Source organism: [Mycobacterium] fortunisiensis (genome assembly GCF_019050325.1).
Classification (GTDB): domain Bacteria; phylum Actinomycetota; class Actinomycetes; order Mycobacteriales; family Mycobacteriaceae; genus Mycobacterium; species Mycobacterium fortunisiensis.
The window spans coordinates 122,794-144,020 of the sequence record NZ_VOMB01000002.1; the positions used below are offsets into that span (position 1 = coordinate 122,794).

The window sequence follows — 21,227 nt, forward strand, 5'->3', positions numbered from 1 at the left end:
GTCACACCTCCGCCGGAGTGCGTTCGCGCTGATAGGCCGCCACCCAGTCGACTGCCATCTTGTGCAGATGGCGCACCAGGATCTCCTGATCGTTGAGCGGGAAGTCGTCGATGACGTCGTACTCGAGGGCGGCCTGGGTTCCGCCGAGCATGCCGGCATCCTGCAGGGCGAACTCCTTCAGCACCACCGCGGCCACCTCGTGCTCGATGCGTTCCCGCACGGTGCGGGCCGGGTGGAAGTAGGTGAACGCCTCGTAGCGGTGGGTGTTGTGCGACGTCGGCCAGTAGCGGTAGAGCAGGTACCAGCCGCCGTAGATCAGGATCTCCAGGTTGGGAAAGATCTGGAAATTGCTGATCCCCCAGGGCTCGATACCGCCCGGGTTGAGCCCGTGCATCGGCAGTTCACCGATATCGGGCGTCCGCCACGGGCCCACCAATCCACTCTGGGTGACCCGCTCGATCGGGTACATGTACTCGGGCGCCAAGAGCCAGCGCCGGGTGCCCGCGGTCGAGACCAGCCGGTGCGGACCGTCGAGCTGGAAGTGGCCACAGGTGAAGCCGGCGTTGGGGTCTCGCACCTCCGGCGGCACCTGCTGGGTGTGCAGCGAGGGCACGTGGTAGTACTCCTGGAAGGCGTCGGCGAAGATCTTCCAGTTGCTGTTGTTGTGCGCCACCCAGTCGTAGCGCTCGGTGAGTGCGCCGAACGGGTAGTCGTCGAGCGCGGTGACCATGGGGCCGAGGAATTCGCGCAGGCTCTGGCGCGGCTGCTGATCCAGGTTGACGAAAACGAAGCCGGCCCAGACATCGCAGTGCACTTCGACCAGGCCGTAGTCGGCGGTGTCCAGGCCGGTGAAGCGGTCCGCGTCGGGCAGCGAGATCAATGCGCCGTCGAGACCGTAGCGCCATCCGCAGTGCCGGCATTCGAATTCGGTGCCGGTGTTGCGTAATTCGGTGGCCCGGAAGTCCACCGGCACCAGGGCATGCCCACGTCGGCGGCACAGGTTGTGAAACGCGCGGACGACGCCGTCGTGGCCTTGCACCACCAGCAGCGAGGCATCGGCCGCCTCGACCTGGCGGGTGATGAAGCTGCCGGCCTCGGGGGTCTCCTCGATCCGGCTGATGTTGAGCCAGGCCCGTTTGAAGATCGCCTCCCGTTCGAGGGCGTAGAACTCCGGGGAGATGGAGTCACGGAACGGGATCGGCCCGGTCCCCAACTCGGGGTAGTGCTCGGTCCATGACCCCTCGGCCGGCTTGGGCCACTTGGTTGCCATGTGAACCTCCGTGTGACTAGTGCGGGTTGGGACTGTTCGGGTGGCTGTCGCAGGGCTACATCACGGCGCCGCCGTTGACGCCGAGGGTCTGGCCGGTGATGAAGCCGGCCTCTTCGGAACACAGGAAGCCCACGGCAGCAGCGATATCGGCGCCGGTGCCGAGACGACCGAGGGGGATGTTGGCAGCGATCGTCTCGTTCGGCGGCAGATGTCCGGCGGCCTGTGATTGGTGCTGCATGGGCGTTTCGATACCGGAAGGGGGAATGTTGTTGACCGTGATGCCGTTCGCGGCGTACTCGCGGGCCAGTGATTTCGTCAGGGTCAGCAGCGCGCCCTTGGAGGCGGCGTAGTGCGCCGCGAAGGGCGTGCCGCGCTGAGCGCTGGACGAGGAGATCATCACGATGCGGCCCCAGCCGGCTTCGACCATGTCGGGCAGCGCCACCTGGCAGCAGCGGAAGGTGCCGCTGAGGTTGACGTCGATCATCTGTGCCCAGGTCTGCTCGGTGATGTCGGCGAACGACGCGTAGCCGAACATCCCGGCGCTGGTCACCAGGATCCCCACCGGTCCGAGTTCGCTGCGCACCTTGCCGAAGGCCTCTTCCACCGCCGCACGATCGGTGATGTCGGCGCCGACCGCGAAGGCGGTGACGCCGGCGGCGCGCAGATCGTCGGTAACCCGCTGAGCGGCATCGGCATTCACGTCGAGCACCGCGATCCGGTGACCGCGTCGGCCCAGTTCGTGGCACGTCGCCTCACCCATCCCCGATGCCCCGCCGGTCACCACGGCCACCCTGTTCGTCACTTCAGCCACCTGTTCACTAGTCGTAGACCACCCGCACCGTGCGGCTGGTGGGCAGTGTCTGACACGTCACCACCCAACCGTCGGCGACTTCGTCGTCGTCGAGGGCGTCGTTGTTGAGCATCCGTGCGCTGCCCTGCACCACCTGGGCGATACATGTTCCGCACGAACCGGTTTCGCACGACGAGGGAGCTTTCAGGCCGGCCAGCCGTGCCGTCTGCAGCAGGGTGTTTCCGGCCCGGTAGGGCGCGGTGACGCTGGTGTGTCCCAGTTCGATGGTCACTTCTTCGGTGACGGCGGGCTCGTCCGGATCGGCAGGCGGCACCACGGCGACGCTGAAGCGCTCCAGATGTATGTGCTGCTTGGGGACTCCGGCGTCGAGCAGGACCTGCTCGACGACATCCATGAACGGGGCGGGGCCGCATACGTAGAACTCGGCCGCGTGATGGCCGGAGATGAACTCGGCGATGCGTTGTGGTGAGACCACACCGTCGTGCGCATCGAGATGGTGCTGGACCTCGAAGCGTCCGCCGTGGACATCGGTGAGGTCGGCCAGGGCGTCCCGGAAGATCACCGAGTCGAGATCGCGGTTGGCGTAGAACAACCGGGCCCGACGGGCGGTGGCGGCCAGGGTCGAGTGCACCAGGGAGAACACCGGGGTGATCCCGCTGCCGCCGGCGAAGGTGACGACATCGCGGTCGGTGGCGGTCAGAACGAAGCGTCCCTCCGGCGGTGCGACGTGCAGAACGTCACCGACGGCCACCTTGTCGTTGATCCAGTTGGACACCAGGCCATCTCGATCCCGCTTGACCGTGATCCGCAGATCGGGTTCGACGTCCGGGGGCGAGGACATCGAATAACAGCGCCGGTGCTCGGCGCCGTCGATGCTCAGGCGCAACGTGACGAATTGGCCCGCCTGATAACGGAATGTGGATGCGCTGGCCTCGGGGACGCCGAACACCAGCGAGACCGCGTCGGCGGTCTCGCGGATCACCTGTTTGACCCGCAGTGAGGTGAAGCCGTCGGCGTCGATCACCTCGGTGGCGTCGTGGCGGGGCGTGGTCGCTGTCTCCATCGAGCGCAACAATATCAAGTACTTGTCATTAATCTCAAGTGGTAGATACTCACGACGGTTGGGGCACGGTCGACCTCGGTAGACAGTGCGCAGACCTTCGGCGCTGCCATTTCGCCTGCATGGCGACCCTCGATTGGCCGTCGGCAAGCCCGAGCCTCTAAGCTGCGGTCCGGCCCTCGCGGTGGCCCGGATTGCACCGCTGAAACACCGCACCCACCCGAGGACACCTTCATGGCGATCGCCGATGTTCCCGCCTACCTGCATCTCAGCAGTGCGGATGTCGAAGAGATCGCCCATGAACTCGACGTGATCCGTCGAGACGTCGAGGAATCGCTCGGGACGCAGGACGCGTCCTACATCCGGCGGGTGATCCATTTCCAGCGGGCGCTCGATGTCGCGGCCCGACTGATGATCGCCGGCACCCGGTCGAAGACCGGATGGTTCGTGGGCACGTGCGCGCTGGCATATGCGAAGTCCATCGAGAACATGGAACTCGGCCACAACATCTCCCATGGCCAATGGGATTGGATGAACGATCCCGAAATCCACTCCAACACCTGGGAGTGGGACATGGTCGGTCATTCTGCGCAGTGGCGGTACTCGCACAACTACCGGCACCACGTGTACAGCAATGTGCTCGGCCTGGACGAGGACATCGGCTACCGCCTGCACCGGGTCACCACCGACCAACCGTGGCGCTGGGTGCACCTGGCAACTCCGTTGCGAAACCTGGTGCTGGCCGCCATGTTCGAGTGGGGCATCGCGCTCCACGGCCTGCATTCCGAGCGGCTCCGGCACGAGGCCCCGGACGCTGTCGCGGTGGAGAAGCGGAAGTTCCTCGGCAAGATCGCCCGCCAGCTGAGCAAGGACTATGTGCTGCTGCCCGCCCTGAGCCTGCGCCGGTGGCGCAGGACTCTGGCAGCCAACTTCACCGCCAACGTGCTCCGGAACCTGTGGGTGTACGTGAACATCATCTGCGGGCATATCCCCGACGGCGCCGAGACGTTCGACCCGGCGGTGGTCACCGACGAGACCAAGGGCGAGTGGTATCTCCGGCAGATGGTCGGGACCGCAAATTTCAACGCGAGCCCACTGCTGGCGATCTCCGGCGGTCACCTGTGCTACCAGATCGAGCATCACCTGTTCCCCGACCTGCCGAGCAACCGACTCCCACAGATCAGCGTTCGGGTACGGGAACTGTGCGAGAAGTACGGCCTGCCCTACAACACGGCATCTCTTCCGCGCCAGTACTTCCGGACACAACGGATCATCCACGGGTTGGCGTTTCCCGACTGGATGCTGGGCATCGGCCGGCGACGCCGAAAGTAGGCCTGGCCGCTCGCCCGATCGGGAGACCGAGATGTCATGGATCGATGTGGTCGGAATGCGGCGTGTGGCCCGTCCCCTGCTCGATCACCCGGCGCAGGAGCGTGCGCAGCTGTTCCTGCTCATCGGCACTGAGCACGCCGAACACCCGCTCGTGGGCCGCCACGGCGTCGGCCACCACCGCCGATGCCACCGCGCGGCCCTCGTCGGTGAGGAACACCTGCAGGATGCGCCCGTGCTGGGGATCCTGTTTGCGCTCGATCAGGCCCCGCTTCTCCAACGCGGTGAGGGCGAGTTGAACCCCCTGCGGGGTGATCAGCAGACGGCGGGCCAACTCGGCACCGGACAAGCCCGGCTGGTTGGTCAGTTGGCGCAGCACGCCGATCTGAGCGGTGCTGACGCCGTGCTCTTTGACCGACTCGTTGACCTCGGTGAGCGAGAAATAGAAGGCCTGTTTGAGCCACCACAGGGTGTTCTCGGTGAAGTCCATTCTCGTCTCCTGCCACATACGTCAACTCGACGCTAGCGCACCTCGGCCCACGGTGTTCTTGTAGATGGCGCCGTCCTTCATCACGAACCGGACGTCGAGGGTGGTGGCGATGTCCACGCTGGGATCCCCGGCGACGGCGATGACGTCGGCCAGATACCCCGGGGCCAGCTGTCCCAGCTCGTCCGGGGCATCGACCAGGTCTGCGGCCACCACCGTGGCGGCCTGTAGCGCCTGCATCGGGGTCATGCCGCGTTCGACCAGGGCGCACAACTCCTTGGCGTTCTCGCCGTGCGGGATCGCCGGCGCATCAGTGCCGCAGGCAATGCGCACCCCGGCGGCAATAGCCTTGGGCAGCATGGATTTTGCCCGGGGGAACACCTCGAGTGCTTTCTTGCGCAGCTCCGGCGCGATCCGGTCGACGGCCATCGCGTCGGTCAGGTACGTGGTGGACACCAGGAAGGTGCCGTGGTCGGCCATCATCTGAATCGTCTCGTCGCTGGCCAAGAAGCCATGTTCGATGCAGTCGATGCCGGCCCGGATACAGGCCTGGATGGCGGTGTCGCCGACGGCGTGCGCGGCGACTCTCACCCCGGCCCGGTGGGCCTCGTCGGCGATCGCGGCGAACTCGGCATCGGAGTACTGCTGGGCACCCGGCGCGGTGCTGTGCGACATCACGCCGCCCGACGCCGACACCTTGATCAGCTTGGCGCCGTGGCGAATCTGGTAGCGCACACATGCGATGACGTCCGGCACCCCGTTCGCGATACCCTCGGCGACCGACAGCGGCATGATGCCCGGTGCCAACCGCTGAAAGACCGTGGGATCCAGATGGCCGCCGTAGGGGGTGACGGCGTGGCCGGCCGGATAGATGCGGGGACCGTGATGCCAGCCCGCCTCGATCGCCCGTTGCAGCGCCACGTCCAGCAGGTAGCCCCCGGTCTTGACCATCAGCCCCAGGTTGCGCACCGTGGTGAACCCGGCCTCCAGCGTGGTGCGGGCGTTGACCGCGCCGCGCAGCGTCCGATACGCCGGGTCGTCTTGCACGCCGTGCATCGGTGTCGGCAGCCCGCCGGGATTGCCCGGTCCGCCGATCAGCAGGTTGAGCTCCATGTCCATCAGTCCGGGCAGTAACGTGACATCGCCCAGATCAACGACGGTGGCCGAATCCGGCAGCGGCCCTTCGGGGTTCACGGCTACGATGCGGTTGCCCTCGACGACCACGACGGCCGGGGTGCGGACCTGGCCGCCGGCCACGTCCACCCAGCGCGCAGCGCGCAGGACGGTCGTCGCGGTGGGGGCCTCGATTCCGGCCGCCGTCACGGAACCGGCTCGGCGACGCAGTCCAGCGACGTCGCACCGGAATCCGGTACCCGCGGCTGCTTCCAGCATTCGATCGGGAAGGAGACCGTCACCATCGAGTACAACAGGTGCATCAGGTTGAGCACATCCTCGGGCATGTCCTCGAGGCTGAACTTGTCGCAGTAGCTGATCGCTTCCTCGGCCCTTGGCGTGATCGCGTCGTAGAACGCCTGCATCTCGGTCATGGTGGAGCCCAGTCGCTTGGCGTAGCGCTGCGGCTCACTGGACAGGCACCAGTCGGAGAACTGTTCGAGCTCGGCGAATTCCGCCGGCAGTTTGGTGCTCACCTTCACACTCCTGCAGTCTTGCGCTGATAGTCATCGATCCAGGCGGCGGTCTCCTTGTGCAGGTGCCGCAGCAGGATCTCCTGGTCGCAGAGCAGGAACTCGTCGACCACCCGGGTCTCGATCGAACTCTGCGTGGCCTCCAGGGTGTTGGCATCCTGCAGGCCGTACTCCTTGAACGACACCGCGGCCAACTCCTGGGCCAACCGCTCCCGGGGTGTGCGGGGCTGCGGGAAGTACAGCGTGCACTCGAAGGTGTGGCTGTTGAACGACGTGGGCCAGTAGTGGTAGGTCAGGTACCAGCCCTGCCCCCAGAACAACATCACGAAGTTGGGGAACAGCTGGAACGAGTCCAGGCCCCACGGATCGCATTTGGCGGGGTTGAGGCCGGCCGGCATCTCGCCCAGGTCCGGTTTGTCCCACGGCCCGAAAAGCCCGCTCTGGCAGATGTCTTCGATGGGCTTGCGCATCTCGTCGGGCATCTCCCAGGCCCGCACCCCCGAGGTGCTCACCAGCCGGTGCGGCCCTTCGATCCGGTAGTGCGGTGCCTCGAAGCCGGACTCGGCGGCCGCCTTCGAATAGGCGGTGGGCGACTGGTTCGCATGCAGGATGGGCGCGTGGTAGAACTCCTGGAACGCGTCCATGTAGAGCTTCCAATTCGCCTTCACCTCAGAGCGATAGGTGAATCGCGAGGTCATCTTGTCGAACGGGTAGCCCTCCAGATCGGTGATCATCGGGCCGAGGAATTCGCGCAGGGACTGTTCGGGGGTCTTCGCGAAGTTGACGAAGATGAATCCCGCCCACACCTCGCAGTGCACCGGCACCAGGGGATGCCGGCTCTTGTCGAGGTCGAAGAACTCGTTTTCCTGCTGGACGAAGGTCAGTTCACCGTCCAGGTCGTAACGCCAGGCGTGGTACTTGCAGGTGAACTGCCGGCATACGCCGCTGGTCTCCTCCAAGGGCATGTCATCCCACACCAACTTGTTGCCACGGTGCCGGCACACGTTGTGGAAGGCGTTGATCTTCCCGGACTTGTTGCGCACCACGATGATCGAGGTGTTGGCGGCTTTCATCTCCCGGGTGAAGTAGCTGCCCTTGCGTGAAAGCTGTTCCACCCGGCCCACATTCAACCAGGCGCGTTTGAAGATGGCCTGGCGTTCCAGCTCGTAGATCTCGGGACTGATCGAGTCCTCGTAGGACACCGGTCCGGTGCCCAACTCGGGGTAGTGCTGTGTCCAGCTGCCTTCAGCCGGCTTGGGAAATCGAGCCATGCCCGCTCCTCTGTGATGTGGTCAACCGACGGTGCCGGCGCGGGGCTGCCGAAGCCGGCGCGCTTCAGGCTTGACGGTAGACGGCGGTTCCATCAATGACAAGTAGTTGATACTCTCGAAATTCGACGGAGGCGGGAGGGGCCGGATGGATCAGCATCTAGGGGAGTACCTCGGAATCGAGGCCGACTGGTCGCTCGACGGCGACGCCACCGAGGCGGTCGAGGTGATCTCCCCGCACACCGGTCGGCCCATCGCCCGGGTGGCGGCGGCCGGGCCGGCTGACGTGGACGCCGCGGTCGGTGCTGCACGTGCAGCCGTCGACGGCGGGCCGTGGCCACGGCTCGACCCGGCCGAACGTATCGCTGCGGTGCGACGCCTCGCCGAGATCTACACTGCGCGCCGCGGCGACATGGCATCCCTCATCTCGGCGGAGATGGGTGCGCCGATCACGTTTGCCCAGCGCGCGCAGGTGGGGCTGCCGACGACGATGATGGCCGCGTTCTGCAGCCTGGCCGAGACGTACCCGTGGCATGAGGTTCGGGCTGGTTACTTCGGATCGGACGTCCACGTCCGCCGGGACCCGGTCGGTGTCGTCGCCGCCGTCGTGCCGTGGAACATGCCGCAGTTCCTGATCGTCACGAAGCTGGTGCCCGCGTTGCTGGCGGGTTGCGCGGTGGTCCTCAAACCGGCACCCGAAACCACGTTGGACGCACTGCTTTTGGCGCAGATGCTCCAGGAGGTCGGCCTGCCCGAGGGTGTCGTCTCGGTGCTACCGGGCGACGCGGCCGTCGGCGCTCGACTGGTCGGCCACCCCGGAATCGACAAGGTGTCGTTCACCGGTTCCAGTGCGGCCGGCCGGGCCGTCGCCGCCGCGGCCGCGGCCAACCTCGCCAAGGTGAGCCTGGAACTCGGCGGCAAGTCGGCGGCGATCATCCTCGATGACGCCGATCCCGAGACGGTCGCGGCCGGCATCCGATCGGCCAGCCTGTCCAACAGCGGCCAGATCTGTAATGCACTGACCCGCATCGTCGTGCCGGCCGCCCGCGAGCAGGAATTCGTCGACGCCCTGGCCGCCCGGATGGGCGCGCTCGTGGTGGGCGACCCGGCCGATCCCGCGACCGAGCTGGGACCGTTGGTATCGCGACGGCAGCAGCAACGCGTCCGGGACTACATCGATCTCGGGCAGCGCGAGGGCGCCCGGCTGGTCTGCGGTGGGTCGGACCTGCCCGATGGCCTCGACACCGGCTGGTACGTCCGGCCCACCCTGTTCAGCGGAGCGAACAACACGATGCGGATCGCGCGTGAGGAGATCTTCGGCCCCGTACTCACCGTGATCGCCTATCGCGACGAGGACGACGCGGTCGCGATCGCCAACGATTCCGACTACGGCCTGGCCGGTTCGGTGTGGACGGCCGACACCGAGCGCGGCATCCGGATCGCCGAACGTGTACAAACCGGCACTTTCGGGGTAAACCAGGGGTACACGATGGATCCGTTTGCACCGTTCGGCGGCGTCAAGGACAGTGGCTACGGCCGGGAACTCGGCCGTGAAGGGATCGACGGATATGTCGAGACCAAGTCCATCGCCGTCGCAACCGCACGTTGAGGGGCAGTCATGACCGTTACGACCTCACCCAGGGTTCCCGCCGCCGAGCGCATCGCGGTGCGTTGCGTGGACTCCGACGTCCACCCCGTGCCCCGGCGCGGCGAGTTGGGTCAGTACATCCCGGAACCGTGGCGCAGCCGGTACTTCGGGACGCACGACGTCGGCGAGCTCATCTACTACGACGCGCCCGACTATGCCCACGCCTACGCCATGCGCACCGACACTTTTCCCGCTGACGGCGAGTTCGCCGGCAGCGATCCCGATCTGGCCTTCCGACAACTGATCATGGAGGCCGGGGCCGACATCGCGATCCTGGAGCCGGCCGCCTACGGGGCCCACATCCCCGAGGCCAACCACGCGATGAACTGCGCGTTGAACGACTGGCAGGCCAATCACTGGCTCGACTCGCACAACAACTGGCACCAACGCTGGCGCGGGTCGATCTGCCTGGCCGTCGAAGCCCCCGAACTGGGCGCGCAGGAGATCGAGCGGTGGGCCGGCCACCCCTACATGGCGCAGATCCTGATCAAGGCCGAGCCGCGCCCGTCCTGGGGTGACCCGAAGTACGACCCGATCTGGGCCGCGGCCACCAAACACGACATCACGGTGAGCTGCCACCTGTCCCGCGGCGAGTACGAGGAGCTACCACTCCCGCCGGTCGGGCTGCCGAGCTACAACCACGACTTCATGGTCACGTATTCGCTGTTGGCAGCCAACCAGGTGATGAGCCTGATCTTCGACGGGGTGTTCGACCGGTTCCCGACGCTGCGGATCGTGTTCGTCGAGCATGCCTTCACCTGGATCCTGCCCCTGATGTGGCGGATGGACGCCATCTATAAAGCACGGCGGCCCTACATGGACATCAAGCGCAAGCCGAGCGAATACGTCAAGGACCACATCAAGTTCACCACCCAGCCGCTGGACTATCCGGAGGACAAGACCGAGCTGTCCCGGGCGTTCGAGTGGATGGAATGCGAAAAGATCCTGCTGTTCTCTTCGGATTACCCGCACTGGACGTTCGACGATCCCCGCTGGCTGGTCAAGCACCTTCCCGAGCATGCCCGCGAGAATGTGATGTTCCGCAACGGGATTCAGACCTACAAGCTGCCCGAGACGGTGCCGGTGCTCGAAGGTCAAGTCCGCGTCTTCTAGCGCGCCGCGACTTCGGTTACTGACTGAAATCAGGCCCACGCCAGAAGCCGCCGTTTCGGCGTGGGCTTGCCCGGTCACGGCAGCTTGATGGCCGATACGTACATGTCGACGATCGGCCGGTAGAGGTCGACGTCGTCGAGCTCGCTGCCCAGCACCACCGAGTCGCTAATCAGTCTCGACTTCCCGGCTGCCGAGATCGAGACCGAGATCGTCGCCTCGGAGGCGGGGATCGACCCGGCTACCGCTGAATCGCTGGTCGCCCTCGGAAACGCGATCCGGCGTCTCGACGGTTCCGCACTGAGCGAGGTGGCCTCGACCCGCATGCTGATTCTCGCCGGCGGCCTCGTCGCCGAAGGACTCAGCCTGCGCGACGCTGTCCAGTCTGCCGTGGTGGAGGTGCTGTCGGACGATCCCGACATCATCCGGAGTCTCGGAGAACTGGTCGACGCGGTCCTGCCGCGGCCGTGAACCCCGGACTCCCGGAACCGCACCACTTCCGTCTTCTGGCCGGTTTCCTCGCCGGACGCCCGGTCGAAGTGGCGGTGGGACACGCGGGCGAGCCCGCATACACCGACGGGCGGGTCGTCTTCGTATCGGCGAATGGCGATCGGGACTGGCAGCGTCGCGAGGTACTGGTCCAGAGTGCACTCCTCGGGGCCGGAAGCCTCGACGGTCAGTACGTCAAGCGGCTGCGGGCGCGGCCGTCACTTGCACGCCGCTATCTGGGGCTCGAAGGCCATCGTGTCCTGGCCGAACTCGGCCCGCGGACCGGCCTGGCGGCAGCGGTCGCCCCCGCCTCGGCAGCGCAGTCGGCCAGTTGCGAAGAATCGCTGCAGATCGCTCTGGGCAGCACCAAACTCGACGCACCGCCGGATTGGTTCGGAACGATCAAACCGTCCAAACTGATCCGCACCCGTGGCGAACCTGGTTCACCGGCGACCGATGCCGACGTCCGGATCAACGTCGAGTACACCGACCCGTCTGAAATGGATGAGGACGATGACGATGACGGGCCAGCGGAGAAGAGTTGGATCCTCAAACTGTTCGAGGCTCCGATCGGTATTCAGGCGCCCGCGAAGTTCTTGCGCACCCTCTTTGGCAGCTCCCGCTCCTCTGGAAGCGAGGGCGCCGGGGGCGAGGTGGGCGTCGGCTCGACACGACGGACGTCGCGCGCCGGGGTGAATGCGCGACCGATGCCGACACCGATCCGCTTCGTCGGCGCCGACAGGCCTGGTGCGGCGCTCACGGTCGGTGGCGCCCTGTATCCGGAATGGGACGCCTTCGGCGACCGGTACCGGGAGGACTGGTGCCGCGTGATCGGTTACCCGATCACCGCCGCGGCGGATGTCTCGGCCGTTCGGGTGGCACGCGATGCGATGCTGCGACGCAGGCTGGCGCGAGTCGGCCTCGGGCCCAAAGTGTTGCGCGCCCGCGCCGACGGCGACGACGTGGACATCGAGGCCGCGATCGACCTGTTCGTCGATCTGCGCTCAGGCCATTCACCGCCGGAGCATGTGTACACCGAGCGCCGCCAACTCGCCCGCAATCTCGGTGTGCTCGTCCTCGTCGACGCATCGGGATCGGCGACCGACGCCGACGGCCAAGGCCTCGCCGTCCACGATCATCAACGGCGCGCTGCGGCAACGCTCGCTGTGACGCTCGAGGAGCTCGGTGATCGCGTGGCTGTCTACGGCTTTCGTTCGCAGGGCCGCCGCGCGGTGCACCTACCTGCAATCAAGACATTCGGCCAGCGTTTCGGTGCTCGCGAACTGGCCCGGCTCAGAGCGCTGCAGCCCTTCGGCTATACCCGCCTGGGCGCCGGAATCCGCGGCGCCGGTGCGATCCTCAAAAACCAAGCGGGAACACCACATCGGCTGTTGATCGTGCTATCCGACGGCTACCCGTACGACGACGGCTATGAAGGTCGCCACGCCCAGGCCGACACCGCCAAGGCCCTCGAAGAGTTGCGCGCGGACGGCGTGGCGTGCCAGTGCCTGTCGATCGGTACCGAGGCTGACGCCGACGCACTCGACCGCGTGTTCGGCCCGGCCAGTCACGCCGGGGCCGCGACGCTGTCCAAGCTGAGCCCACGGATGGATGAGTTGTTCTTGTCCGCGCTGGCCGAGTTGGCTGCTTCGAAGCCGCGGTGACGTGCATGCGGAGACCCACTCACCTCGCCGACCCTCCGGATCGATCGCCGTTTCGCCCACAGCTCAACCAGTTCTCAGCCAGATCTCATTGAATTGGTCCCGACTCGGGCGTATCAAGGAACTTGATACACCTGTCGGGCCGCGTTCCTGCGGTCCGGTTGAAACCTGGAAAAAGGATGGGTTACATGGGTTTTGGAGGATTCTTCGGCGGCTTCGGACCAGCGGGATTCGGCGGCGGCTGCGGCCATGAAGGACAGGGCGGTTTCGGTCTGGGAGGGTTCGGCACGGGCGGCTTCGGCGGAGGTCCCGGCGGCCCCGGGTTCGGTAAGGGTTTCGGGCCGGGCTTCGCGCTCAAGCGTGCCGCCGTCGGCACCGCGGCCCTGCTGCTCGACGGGCCGGCCACGGCTGAACAGATCGTCGAGCGCACCACCGAGGCCACCGGCGGCGCCTTCACCCCGCCGCAGGACATCGTCGAATTGGCCATCTCAGGACTGGCCGGCTGCGGCGTGGTCACCGTCTCCGACGGCGTCGCCACGCTCACCGAATTCGGCACTCAGCTGCTGGCCTGGCGCGGTGTCACCAGTGGGACCGCGCATGCCTTCTTGGGCAAGGCGGGCAAGTTCGCGGACGTCATCAAGATCCGCACCGGCTTGCACGAGGTCGCGGGGCTGGCCCGCACCATCGCATTCACCGGAACGGACGAGCAGAAGGCCAAGCTGACCGAGGTGCGGACGAACCTGCTCGCGGCGATCACCGAGGCGAAGAAGGCCCTGCACGGGGTATTGGCCGAAAGCTGAGCTTCCCCGCCGAGACTACGGTTTGTGGCTCGAAATCCGGTAAATCACATCAGAAACCGTAGTCTCGGCGCCAGGAAGCTAATCCGGCGACGTCCTTCAACCGCGGTCCGCCCAACCGGACAGCGGTGCCGTCGGCCAGCACCACCTGCATGCCCAGTACGTAATCGCTGGTGACCCCGTACTTCACACAGCACAGTCCGCCGGCATTGGTCGCCGCGTTCCCGCCGATCGAGGAGATCTCGACTGAGCCGGGGTCGGGCGGGTACCACAAGTCGTACTCGGCGGCGGCCTTCTTCACCTCGGAGTTCAGCAGGCCGGGTTGCACCACCGCGATGCGGTTCGCGGTGTCGATGTGGATCTGCCGCATCCGTTCGGTGCTGAGGATGATGCCGCCGTCGACTCCGTTGGCGCCGCCGGCGAGCCCCGAACCCGCGCCGCGGGCCACCACGGCAACACGGTGTGCGCTCGCCCACCGCAGCACGGCCTGCACGTCTTCGGTGCTGGTGGCCCGCACCACGGCTCGCGGAACCCCAGCCTCTGGATCCAGAGCGGCATCGCGGCGATAACCCTCGATCACGGCCGGGTCGGTGAGCACCGCGCCGTCGGGTAGGTCGGCGGCCAGCGTGGCGATCTCGGTGTCCGGTGCGGACATCTTCAGGAGCTTACCGACCGGCAGCGGAGCTCGCGGTGAGCTGAGCCCGGGCCCGAGCCCAGGTCAGAAACTCCGACACGGCATCGGCGGTGTAGTGGCCGTGGGGCGAGCCGAAGAAGTCGAACGCGTGCTGGGCGTGCGGGATCTCGGCGTACACCACCGGGGACTTCGACACCTTGCGCAGTGCTTCGACGAAATCGCGGCCCTCGACCACCGGGATGAGCGAGTCATTGGTGCCGTGCAGCACGAAAAACGGTGGGGCGTCGGGATGCACCAGCGTGATCGGTGACGCGTCGCGGTACACCTGATCACTGGTGGCCAGTGGCTTCTTGACGATCAGCCGCTCCAGGATCTCCATGAACTCGACCCGGCCGGGACCGGTGGTGGAGAACCAGTCGTAGCGGCCGTAGACCGGTACCGCCGCGGCCACCGAGGTGTCGGCGTCCTCGAAACCCGGCTGCCACTTGGGATCGTTGGGGGTCAGGGCGGCCAGCGCGGTCAGGTGACCGCCCGCCGAACCGCCGGTGATGCACACCGCGTCCGGATCCCCGCCGTACTCGGCGATGTTGGCCTTGACCCAGGCCAGCGCCTGCTTGACGTCGATGATGTGGTTCGGCCACGGGTGGCGTGGGCTGATCCGGTAGCCGATCGACACGCAGATCCAGCCCTGCTCGGCCAGGTAACTCATCAGCGGATAGGACTGCGGGCGTCGCATGCCGATCATCCACGCCCCACCCGGAACTTGAAGCAGCACCGGCGCTTTGCCACCGCGCGGCAGGTCCGGGCGCATCCAGATGTCGGCCAGGTTCGCCCGGTGTGGACCGTAGTGCACCGTGGTGCGGGCGTAGCGGCGCCGGCTCATCGAGGTGGAGTACACCTCGCCGCGCCGCAACGGCCGCAGTACCGACGGGTACTCGTCGGCCAGGGCCTCCTGCACCGGATTCTCGAAGTAGGCGCGGGATTGCACACCGCGGCGGTGCACCAGTACCAGCAGTGCCCAGGAAATCGCCTTGAACAGCAATGAGATTCGGCCGCCTGCCGAGCGATAATCGCCGCGGACGCCGCGGCGCAGCGCGTCGAGGGCCGACACGGTGATCACCAACGGGGCGTTCTCCGAGGTCGGCCAGCCGAACGCGAAGGCCGCGATGGTGCTGTACCCCTTGCGTCCGAGCGGCTTCACCGCGTTGGCGGCATTGAGCAGCTCGGCCGCCGCTGTCAGTAGCCGCCTTCTTGGTCCACGATGGCGGTCAGCCATTCACCCTCTCCTGGAGTTGACGGCGGTCGATCTTTCCGGTGCTGTTGCGCGGCAACTCGGCGAGCACGGTGATCTCCCGCGGCACTTTGTAATTGGCCAGGTTCTCTCGAACATACGCCTTGAGATCGTCGGGGGTGGACCCGCCCGAGAGCACCACGAACGCCACGAGTCGTTGCCCGTACTGCTCGTCGTCGACGCCGATCACGGCGGCCTCGGAAACCTCGGGATGACCGGCCAGAACCTTCTCCACCTCGATCGGGTAGACGTTCTCTCCGCCGGAGACGATCATCTCGTCGTCACGGCCCACCACGAACAGTCGGCCGGCCGCATCCAGGTAGCCGACATCGCCCGACGACATGAAGCCCTCGTGGAACTGCTTGGTGGTGCCGGAGGTGTAGCCGTCGAACTGCGTCGAGTTGCGCACGTAGATCGTGCCCACCTCGCCCATCGGCACCTCGGCGAGATCCGCGTCGAGGATGCGGATCTCGGTGCCCTCGGCCGGTTTACCGGCCGTGTCGGGTGCGGCGCGCAGATCGGCTGGTGTCGCGGTGGCGATCATGCCGGCCTCGGTGGCGTTGTAGTTGTTGTAGATGATGTCACCGAACCGGTCCATGAACGCGGTGACGACGTCGGGGCGCATGCGGGAGCCGGACGCCGCGGCGAACCGCAGCGTGCGGCCGTCGTAGCGATTCAGCACGTGCTCGGGCAGATCCATGATCCGGTCGAACATCACCGGCACCACGCACAGCCCCTTGGCCCGGTGCCGGTCGACGAGCTCGAGCGTGGCCTCGGGATCGAATTTGCGGCGGGTGACGATGGTGCAGGCCATCGACGCCGCGAAGGCCAACTGGGAGAAACCCCAGGCGTGGAACATCGGCGCCGCGATCACCACCCGCTCTTCGGTGTGCCACGGGGTGCGATCGAGGATCGACTTGAGCACCTCGGGGCCGCCGCCGGAATGCTTGGCGCCCTTGGGCGTTCCGGTGGTGCCCGAGGTCAGCAGGATCACCTTCCCCTTTGAGCGCGTCTTCTCGCTCGCACGCCGGGGCTCTTCGCCCCGGTGCTGCTCGACGAGCTTGGCCACCGTGACGTCGTGGGCGTGGGTGTCGGTCCAGGCCACGATCCGCGCGGTGTTCGGATGCCCGGCGAGTGCTTGATCGACGGTGCCGGTGAAGTCTTCGTCGTAGATCACGGCACTGGTCTTGCTGTCGGTCTCGCGTGTCCACACCTCGGCCATCGCCGGCGCGGCGAACGAGGTGTTGAGCAGCAGCACGTCGGCCCCGATGCGGTTGGCCGCGATCAGCGACAGCACGAAGCCGCGGTGATTGCGGGCCATGATGCCGAGCACGTTCGGTTCACCACCGGGCAGTGCCTGCAGCCCGGCGGCCAGGGCGTCGGCCTGCTGGTCGACCTGCTGCCAGGTCAACGTGCCGAGTTCGTCGACCAGGCCGGGCCGATTCGGGCAGCGCTGCGCCGAGGCCGCGAAACCCGAAGTGATGCTCATGTTCTCGCGGGACATGGCGGCGGCGATGCGCAGGTATTTGTCCGGGCGCATCGCGGTGATGATGCCGGCCCGGCGCATGGTGCTGACCAGGCCGACGGTGTCGGTGACTCGGTCCAGCGGTCCCGTCAGCAGATCAAACGGATTCACCGGCGATCAACCGATCACCGGGAAGCGGCGCTGCGCGGCCAGCTCGTCCAGCGCACGCTGCATGACCCGGCGGACCTGCGCATCCACCTCATCGATGTCGGGGTTCTCGCCGAACTCGGCGGCGATGTCGATCGGCGGCAGGGTCTTCATCACGATCTTGGTCGGCAGCGGCACATTGAGTGGCAGCACCGCCGACAGGCCGAACGGGAACCCGAACGACAACGGCACGATCTTGGTGCGGGCCAACCGCGCGATCGGGCCCAGCGCCTTGGCCACGCCGGTGCCGCGGGACAGGAACAGCTGGGTCTCTTGGCCGCCGATGCCGACCATCGGCACGATCGGCACGCCGGCGTTGATCGCGGCCTTCACGTAACCGGTGCGTCCGGCGAAGTCGATCTTGTTGGCCGACAGGGTGGGCCGGTACACGTCGTAATCTCCGCCGGGGAACACCACGACCACGCCGCCCGAGCGCAGCGCCTCGTCGGCGTTCTCGTGATTGGCCCGGATGAAGCCGGTCTTCTTGAAGAACGCCGCCGTCGGGCCCGTCATCAGCATGTCGTGGCTGAGCGTGTACACCGGGCGCTCATAGCCGAACTTCTCGTAGAAGCCCGTCGCGAACACCGGCACGTCCAGGGCGAACAGGCCACCGGAATGGTTCGACACCACCAGGGCGCCGCCGTTGGGGAAGCTGTCCAGCCCGCGCACCTCGGCGCGGTGGTAGCCCTTGATCAGCGGCCGCAGGAAGCCCATGACCTTCTCGGTCAGGCCCGGATCCCACTTGGTGATTTCGGACGGGTCGATGTCGGTCGCGGCCACAGGGTCCCCCTGATGTGGATTGGAACGTGTTCTAGTTTTGCCAGTGTAGCCAGCTCGCGGTACAAAAACCCATTCGCGTTCATGTGCTGCGCTCTGACCTGACGGGCACCCGCCTGACATCCTCTCAAAAACCGCAGGTGACGGGGGTGGTTAGCGGTCCAGCGGATGGCGCCAGCGCAGCCGCTGAAAACGGGCGAACCCGCGGTCGGCACTAAGCCAGGTGGCGTTGTTTTCCAGGGCGTATGCGGCCAGGTAGGCATCCTGGACGTCGTTGCCGGTCGCCCCGATGTCCTCACACAGTTGCCGGAACAGCGTCCAATGCCGCTCGCCTGCGCGCAGCGAGAGCGCTGCGGGGGCCGACTTGACGGCGTCGATCGCAGCCCAAGCTTGCGCAGGGGTCGCCGGCGCGGTGAAGACGCGACGGTTGGTCATCACCCGGTGGAACCCGCTGAGGACGGCATCGGGCAGCCCCAATGGTTCTTCGCCGTTGGCCAGCTCTTCGAGAAGCGACCGATAGGCGGTGTGTTCCGGCAGATCGGGCCGATGGGCGTAGACGAGCACATTGACATCAACGCAGAGCATCGATCGCCGCGCCCTCGTCCATCGCCTCGGCGACAGTGCTGTTGAACGCGATGTCGATGCCCGGCCGCAGCCCCCCGGAGCCCAGCGGCTGAACGGTGTAGCGGGGCCTCTTTGCGGGTTCGTCGCGTTCGAGCCCTCGACGTACCGCATCTTCGAGAACGGCGGCGACCGTGCGCCCCGAGCGTGCGGCGCGCGTCTTCACCTCCCGGTAGAGGTCATCGTCGATTCGGACGGTCGTGCGCATAGGTGTCATCTTAGTGGCCATAGCCGACATAAAGATGCTCCAGCAGGTTAGATCGGTTGTTCGGTCCAATGCTGTCCGCAATTGACCTCAACCGCCGTTGAGGCAGCATCATTGGCGGTCATGGGATTGGACCTCACCGCGTACTTCAATCGGATCGGCTATCAGGGCCCGGCAGCACCTGACGTGGACACGCTGCAGAATCTCATCGCCGCCCACGGGCGTGCGATCCCGTTCGAAAACCTGGACCCGCTGCTGGGCCTCCCGGTGGCTGATCTCAGTGCCGAGGCATTGGCCGACAAGCTGATCACCCGAGGTCGCGGTGGCTACTGCTACGAGCACAACGGGCTGCTCGGTTATGTCTTGGAAGGGCTGGGCTACGGCGTGGACCGGCTGGCCGGGCGGGTGGTGTGGATGAAGGAGCCCGACGCCCCGCTGTCCGCGCTCACCCACAACCTGCTCGCCGTGACGGTCCCCGGGGTCGCCGGGCGGTATGTGGTCGACGTCGGCTTCGGTGGGCAGACCCTCTCGTCGCCGATCCGGCTGCAGCTTGGTGCGGTGCAACAGACCCGCCATGAGCCCTGTCGGCTACTCGAACTGCCCTCCACCCACGGGCCTGAATACCAACTGGCCGCACAGGTGCGGGGGGTGTGGCAGCCGCTCTACCGGTTCACCACGGTGCCGCAGCCGCGCGTCGATCTGGAAGCCGCAAGTTGGTATGTGTCCACGCATCCCGGTGGCATCTTCGTCGTCGGCCTCACCGCCGCGCTGGTCACCGACGACGCCCGGATCAACCTGCGCGGCCGCAACCTGGCCATCCACCGTCACGGGGACACCGAGCGTGTCCGATTCGATTCCGCCGCAGAGGTTCTCGACGCACTGACCGAGCGGTTCGGGGTCAACCTGTCCGATCTCGATCCCGGCGTCGACGTCGAGGCCCGGGTGGCGCAAGTCCTGGACAGCTGAGACCCCGGAGTGGGAGAACATCGAACTGTGAAGACCGTGTACTACACCGCGTCGAGTTTGGACGGTTTCATCGTCGACACCGAGGACAGCCTGGATTGGCTGATCTCACGGGACATCGACCCGCGCGGCCCGTTCGGCTACGACGAGTTCTTCAAAACCGTTGGCGCGCTGGCGATGGGCTCGGCGACCTATGAGTGGATCGTGCAGAATCACCCCGGCGAGTGGATGTACGACCAACCGACGTGGGTGCTGACGCACCGGCCGGAGATCGTCGCCGCCGGGCATCCGGTGCAGGTGTTCAGCGGGGATGTCGCGGAATTGCACACTCGGTTGGTGAAAGTCGCAGCGGGCAAAGATGTCTGGGTGGTCGGCGGCGGTGAGGTTGCTGCGCGGTTCGTCGCGGCGGGGCTGATCGACGAGATGGTGGTCAGCTACGCGCCCTGCTCGCTGGGCGCCGGCGCACGGGTGCTGCCGGTCCGTTCCGAGTGGGTGCTGGCGGATTCGGCTGCCAACGGCGAGTTCATTTGTGTCCGGTGGGTCCGGGCGCAGCCGGCCGATTGATCCGGGGAACGCCGTTACGACGTACGAATTCCCGTGACAGGATCAGGAATTCGAGTTGACGGGCCACGTCGTGGAGCGGCTGTACCGATCTCGACGAGCGGCACAGCACCACGGCGCCTTCCAAGGCGGCCAGGCACATCACCGCCAGCGAGGCTGCATCGGATCCGGTGAAACCGTCGGCGGTGAACGCGCCGGTGAGGCTTGTCCGCCATCGGTCGAAGATGGCGCTGGCGGCCGCGGTGAGTTCCGGTTCGTCGTCCGGGGAGCCGAGCGCCGCCGCGACCACCGGGCAGCCGGCGGTGAAATCGCTTCCGGTGAGCACTTGTTCCCAGAACTCGACGAATCGGTGCACCAGATCCCCTGGGTTGTCCAGGGTTTCGGCGTCGATGACGCCGCTGATGGTGTCCGCGGCGAACTCGAGCGCCTCGATCAGGATCTGGCGACGTCCGCCGGGGAAGTGGTGGTACACCGAGCCGCGCGGGGCGCCGCTGCGGGTGAGCACTTCGTCGATCGTGACGCCGGCCGCGCCCCGTTCGCGCAGCACCTCGACCGCGCTGCCGAGCATGCGGGCGCGGGTGCTGCCACGCTTGTTCCGCGGCTTGGTGGCGGTGTCAGGCGACCCGGTCATGCAGGTATTGCGAGGAACAGCGCAGCAGCATCCACGGGGTGAGGGTGCGCACCGAGCTGTGTGGGGTGCGGACTCGACGGGTGAACCGGTGACCGGCGAGGTTGAGTTCGACGACCCACATCGCGCACCGCCCTTCTATGTGATCCACCATAGAAATGATGGAATCCTCGCACGGTGTCGAGTGTCTGACGACCATGCCGATGCACAGAGGCTAGCAGGTTAACGGCTTCTGAACCGGGCTAGCCGTCACCGCAAGCCGCCACAAATTATGATGACTTGCATAATTCTGCGACTCG

21 protein-coding genes and 3 pseudogenes are annotated in these 21,227 nt (G+C 66.5%); 8 read left to right on the top strand and 16 right to left on the bottom strand.

Annotated elements, in window-relative coordinates:
- Position 1: 1 nt before the first annotated feature.
- The 3 genes from FR943_RS01065 to FR943_RS01075 are packed head-to-tail and all read right to left on the bottom strand — an operon-like array spanning position 2 to position 3,144.
- On the bottom strand, positions 2 to 1,270 hold the full coding sequence (locus FR943_RS01065; RefSeq protein WP_217154444.1) for an aromatic ring-hydroxylating oxygenase subunit alpha: 1,269 nt from the start codon (positions 1,268 to 1,270) through the stop codon (positions 2 to 4).
- A gap of 55 nt (positions 1,271 to 1,325) precedes the next feature.
- Positions 1,326 to 2,072 (bottom strand): SDR family NAD(P)-dependent oxidoreductase, encoded by a 747-nt coding sequence (locus FR943_RS01070; protein WP_308170403.1) that lies wholly within the window; start codon positions 2,070 to 2,072, stop codon positions 1,326 to 1,328.
- Positions 2,073 to 2,088: 16 nt separating this feature from the next.
- Positions 2,089 to 3,144, bottom strand: coding sequence for a ferredoxin--NADP reductase (locus FR943_RS01075; RefSeq protein WP_217154445.1), 1,056 nt, complete (start codon positions 3,142 to 3,144; stop codon positions 2,089 to 2,091).
- Between the two features lie 231 nt (positions 3,145 to 3,375).
- On the opposite strand from FR943_RS01075, the gene FR943_RS01080 reads away from it, so the two are divergent.
- A complete protein-coding gene (locus tag FR943_RS01080; protein WP_217154446.1) occupies positions 3,376 to 4,473 on the top strand; it encodes a fatty acid desaturase family protein in 1,098 nt (365 codons plus the stop codon).
- Positions 4,474 to 4,507: 34 nt separating this feature from the next.
- On the opposite strand, the gene FR943_RS01085 is transcribed toward FR943_RS01080, so the two are convergent.
- The 4 genes from FR943_RS01085 to FR943_RS01100 are packed head-to-tail and all read right to left on the bottom strand — an operon-like array spanning position 4,508 to position 7,874.
- Positions 4,508 to 4,960, bottom strand: coding sequence for a MarR family winged helix-turn-helix transcriptional regulator (locus tag FR943_RS01085; RefSeq protein ID WP_217154447.1), 453 nt, complete (start codon positions 4,958 to 4,960; stop codon positions 4,508 to 4,510).
- 21 nt (positions 4,961 to 4,981) lie between these two features.
- Entirely contained in the window at positions 4,982 to 6,280 is a 1,299-nt protein-coding gene (locus tag FR943_RS01090; RefSeq protein WP_308170404.1) for a metal-dependent hydrolase family protein, read from the bottom strand.
- Positions 6,277 to 6,606: a hypothetical protein gene (locus FR943_RS01095; RefSeq protein ID WP_217154448.1), complete on the bottom strand. Its 330-nt coding sequence runs from the start codon at positions 6,604 to 6,606 to the stop codon at positions 6,277 to 6,279. Before FR943_RS01095 ends, FR943_RS01090 begins: the two co-directional genes overlap by 4 nt.
- A 2-nt stretch (positions 6,607 to 6,608) precedes the next feature.
- The gene (locus FR943_RS01100) at positions 6,609 to 7,874 is read right to left on the bottom strand and encodes an aromatic ring-hydroxylating oxygenase subunit alpha (RefSeq protein ID WP_217154449.1); all 1,266 of its coding nucleotides are present in this window, start codon (positions 7,872 to 7,874) and stop codon (positions 6,609 to 6,611) included.
- A 145-nt stretch (positions 7,875 to 8,019) separates the two neighbouring features.
- Here FR943_RS01100 and FR943_RS01105 point away from each other — a divergent pair, with 145 nt between their 5' ends.
- Together FR943_RS01105 and FR943_RS01110 are read left to right on the top strand one after the other, a co-directional pair.
- Positions 8,020 to 9,480 (top strand): aldehyde dehydrogenase, encoded by a 1,461-nt coding sequence (locus tag FR943_RS01105; RefSeq protein WP_217154450.1) that lies wholly within the window; start codon positions 8,020 to 8,022, stop codon positions 9,478 to 9,480.
- A 9-nt stretch (positions 9,481 to 9,489) separates the two neighbouring features.
- Complete coding sequence (locus FR943_RS01110; protein WP_217154451.1) at positions 9,490 to 10,632, top strand: amidohydrolase family protein; 1,143 nt, start codon at positions 9,490 to 9,492, stop codon at positions 10,630 to 10,632.
- A gap of 74 nt (positions 10,633 to 10,706) precedes the next feature.
- On the opposite strand, the pseudogene FR943_RS01115 reads toward FR943_RS01110, so the two are convergent.
- A pseudogene (locus FR943_RS01115) lies at positions 10,707 to 10,799 on the bottom strand (TetR/AcrR family transcriptional regulator); the annotation flags it as partial.
- Position 10,800: 1 nt separating this feature from the next.
- Here FR943_RS01115 and FR943_RS01120 point away from each other — a divergent pair.
- From FR943_RS01120 to FR943_RS01130, 3 genes and pseudogenes are all read left to right on the top strand, one after another.
- Positions 10,801 to 11,100 (top strand): annotated as a pseudogene (locus FR943_RS01120) (CbbQ/NirQ/NorQ domain-containing protein); the annotation flags it as partial.
- A complete protein-coding gene (locus FR943_RS01125) occupies positions 11,097 to 12,782 on the top strand; it encodes a nitric oxide reductase activation protein NorD (RefSeq protein WP_217154452.1) in 1,686 nt (561 codons plus the stop codon). The pseudogene FR943_RS01120 and the gene FR943_RS01125, both read left to right, overlap by 4 nt.
- A 185-nt stretch (positions 12,783 to 12,967) precedes the next feature.
- The gene (locus FR943_RS01130) at positions 12,968 to 13,579 is read left to right on the top strand and encodes a hypothetical protein (protein ID WP_217154453.1); all 612 of its coding nucleotides are present in this window, start codon (positions 12,968 to 12,970) and stop codon (positions 13,577 to 13,579) included.
- Positions 13,580 to 13,655: 76 nt separating this feature from the next.
- Here the strand turns inward: FR943_RS01130 and FR943_RS01135 are convergent.
- The 6 genes and pseudogenes from FR943_RS01135 to FR943_RS01160 all read right to left on the bottom strand — a co-directional run.
- Positions 13,656 to 14,231, bottom strand: a pseudogene (locus tag FR943_RS01135) (FAD-binding oxidoreductase); the annotation flags it as partial.
- Between the two features lie 10 nt (positions 14,232 to 14,241).
- Entirely contained in the window at positions 14,242 to 15,486 is a 1,245-nt protein-coding gene (locus FR943_RS01140) for an alpha/beta hydrolase (RefSeq protein WP_217154454.1), read from the bottom strand.
- On the bottom strand, positions 15,479 to 17,137 hold the full coding sequence (gene fadD12 / locus FR943_RS01145; RefSeq protein WP_217154455.1) for an acyl-CoA ligase FadD12: 1,659 nt from the start codon (positions 17,135 to 17,137) through the stop codon (positions 15,479 to 15,481). Before fadD12 ends, FR943_RS01140 begins: the two co-directional genes overlap by 8 nt.
- 6 nt (positions 17,138 to 17,143) lie before the next feature.
- On the bottom strand, positions 17,144 to 17,953 hold the full coding sequence (locus FR943_RS01150; RefSeq protein WP_217154456.1) for a 1-acyl-sn-glycerol-3-phosphate acyltransferase: 810 nt from the start codon (positions 17,951 to 17,953) through the stop codon (positions 17,144 to 17,146).
- Between the two features lie 150 nt (positions 17,954 to 18,103).
- Entirely contained in the window at positions 18,104 to 18,535 is a 432-nt protein-coding gene (locus FR943_RS01155; RefSeq protein ID WP_217154457.1) for a type II toxin-antitoxin system VapC family toxin, read from the bottom strand.
- Entirely contained in the window at positions 18,522 to 18,779 is a 258-nt protein-coding gene (locus FR943_RS01160; RefSeq protein WP_217154458.1) for a ribbon-helix-helix domain-containing protein, read from the bottom strand. Before FR943_RS01160 ends, FR943_RS01155 begins: the two co-directional genes overlap by 14 nt.
- Positions 18,780 to 18,899: 120 nt before the next feature.
- Here FR943_RS01160 and FR943_RS01165 point away from each other — a divergent pair, with 120 nt between their 5' ends.
- Together FR943_RS01165 and FR943_RS01170 are read left to right on the top strand one after the other, a co-directional pair.
- The gene (locus FR943_RS01165; RefSeq protein ID WP_217154459.1) at positions 18,900 to 19,742 is read left to right on the top strand and encodes an arylamine N-acetyltransferase family protein; all 843 of its coding nucleotides are present in this window, start codon (positions 18,900 to 18,902) and stop codon (positions 19,740 to 19,742) included.
- A 27-nt stretch (positions 19,743 to 19,769) separates the two neighbouring features.
- Positions 19,770 to 20,303: a dihydrofolate reductase family protein gene (locus FR943_RS01170; protein WP_217154460.1), complete on the top strand. Its 534-nt coding sequence runs from the start codon at positions 19,770 to 19,772 to the stop codon at positions 20,301 to 20,303.
- Here the strand turns inward: FR943_RS01170 and FR943_RS01175 are convergent.
- The gene (locus tag FR943_RS01175; protein ID WP_217154461.1) at positions 20,263 to 20,931 is read right to left on the bottom strand and encodes a TetR/AcrR family transcriptional regulator; all 669 of its coding nucleotides are present in this window, start codon (positions 20,929 to 20,931) and stop codon (positions 20,263 to 20,265) included. The genes FR943_RS01170 and FR943_RS01175 overlap by 41 nt on opposite strands.
- On the bottom strand, positions 20,915 to 21,079 hold the full coding sequence (locus FR943_RS01180; RefSeq protein ID WP_217154777.1) for a hypothetical protein: 165 nt from the start codon (positions 21,077 to 21,079) through the stop codon (positions 20,915 to 20,917). Before FR943_RS01180 ends, FR943_RS01175 begins: the two co-directional genes overlap by 17 nt.
- Positions 21,080 to 21,227 lie beyond the last annotated feature (148 nt).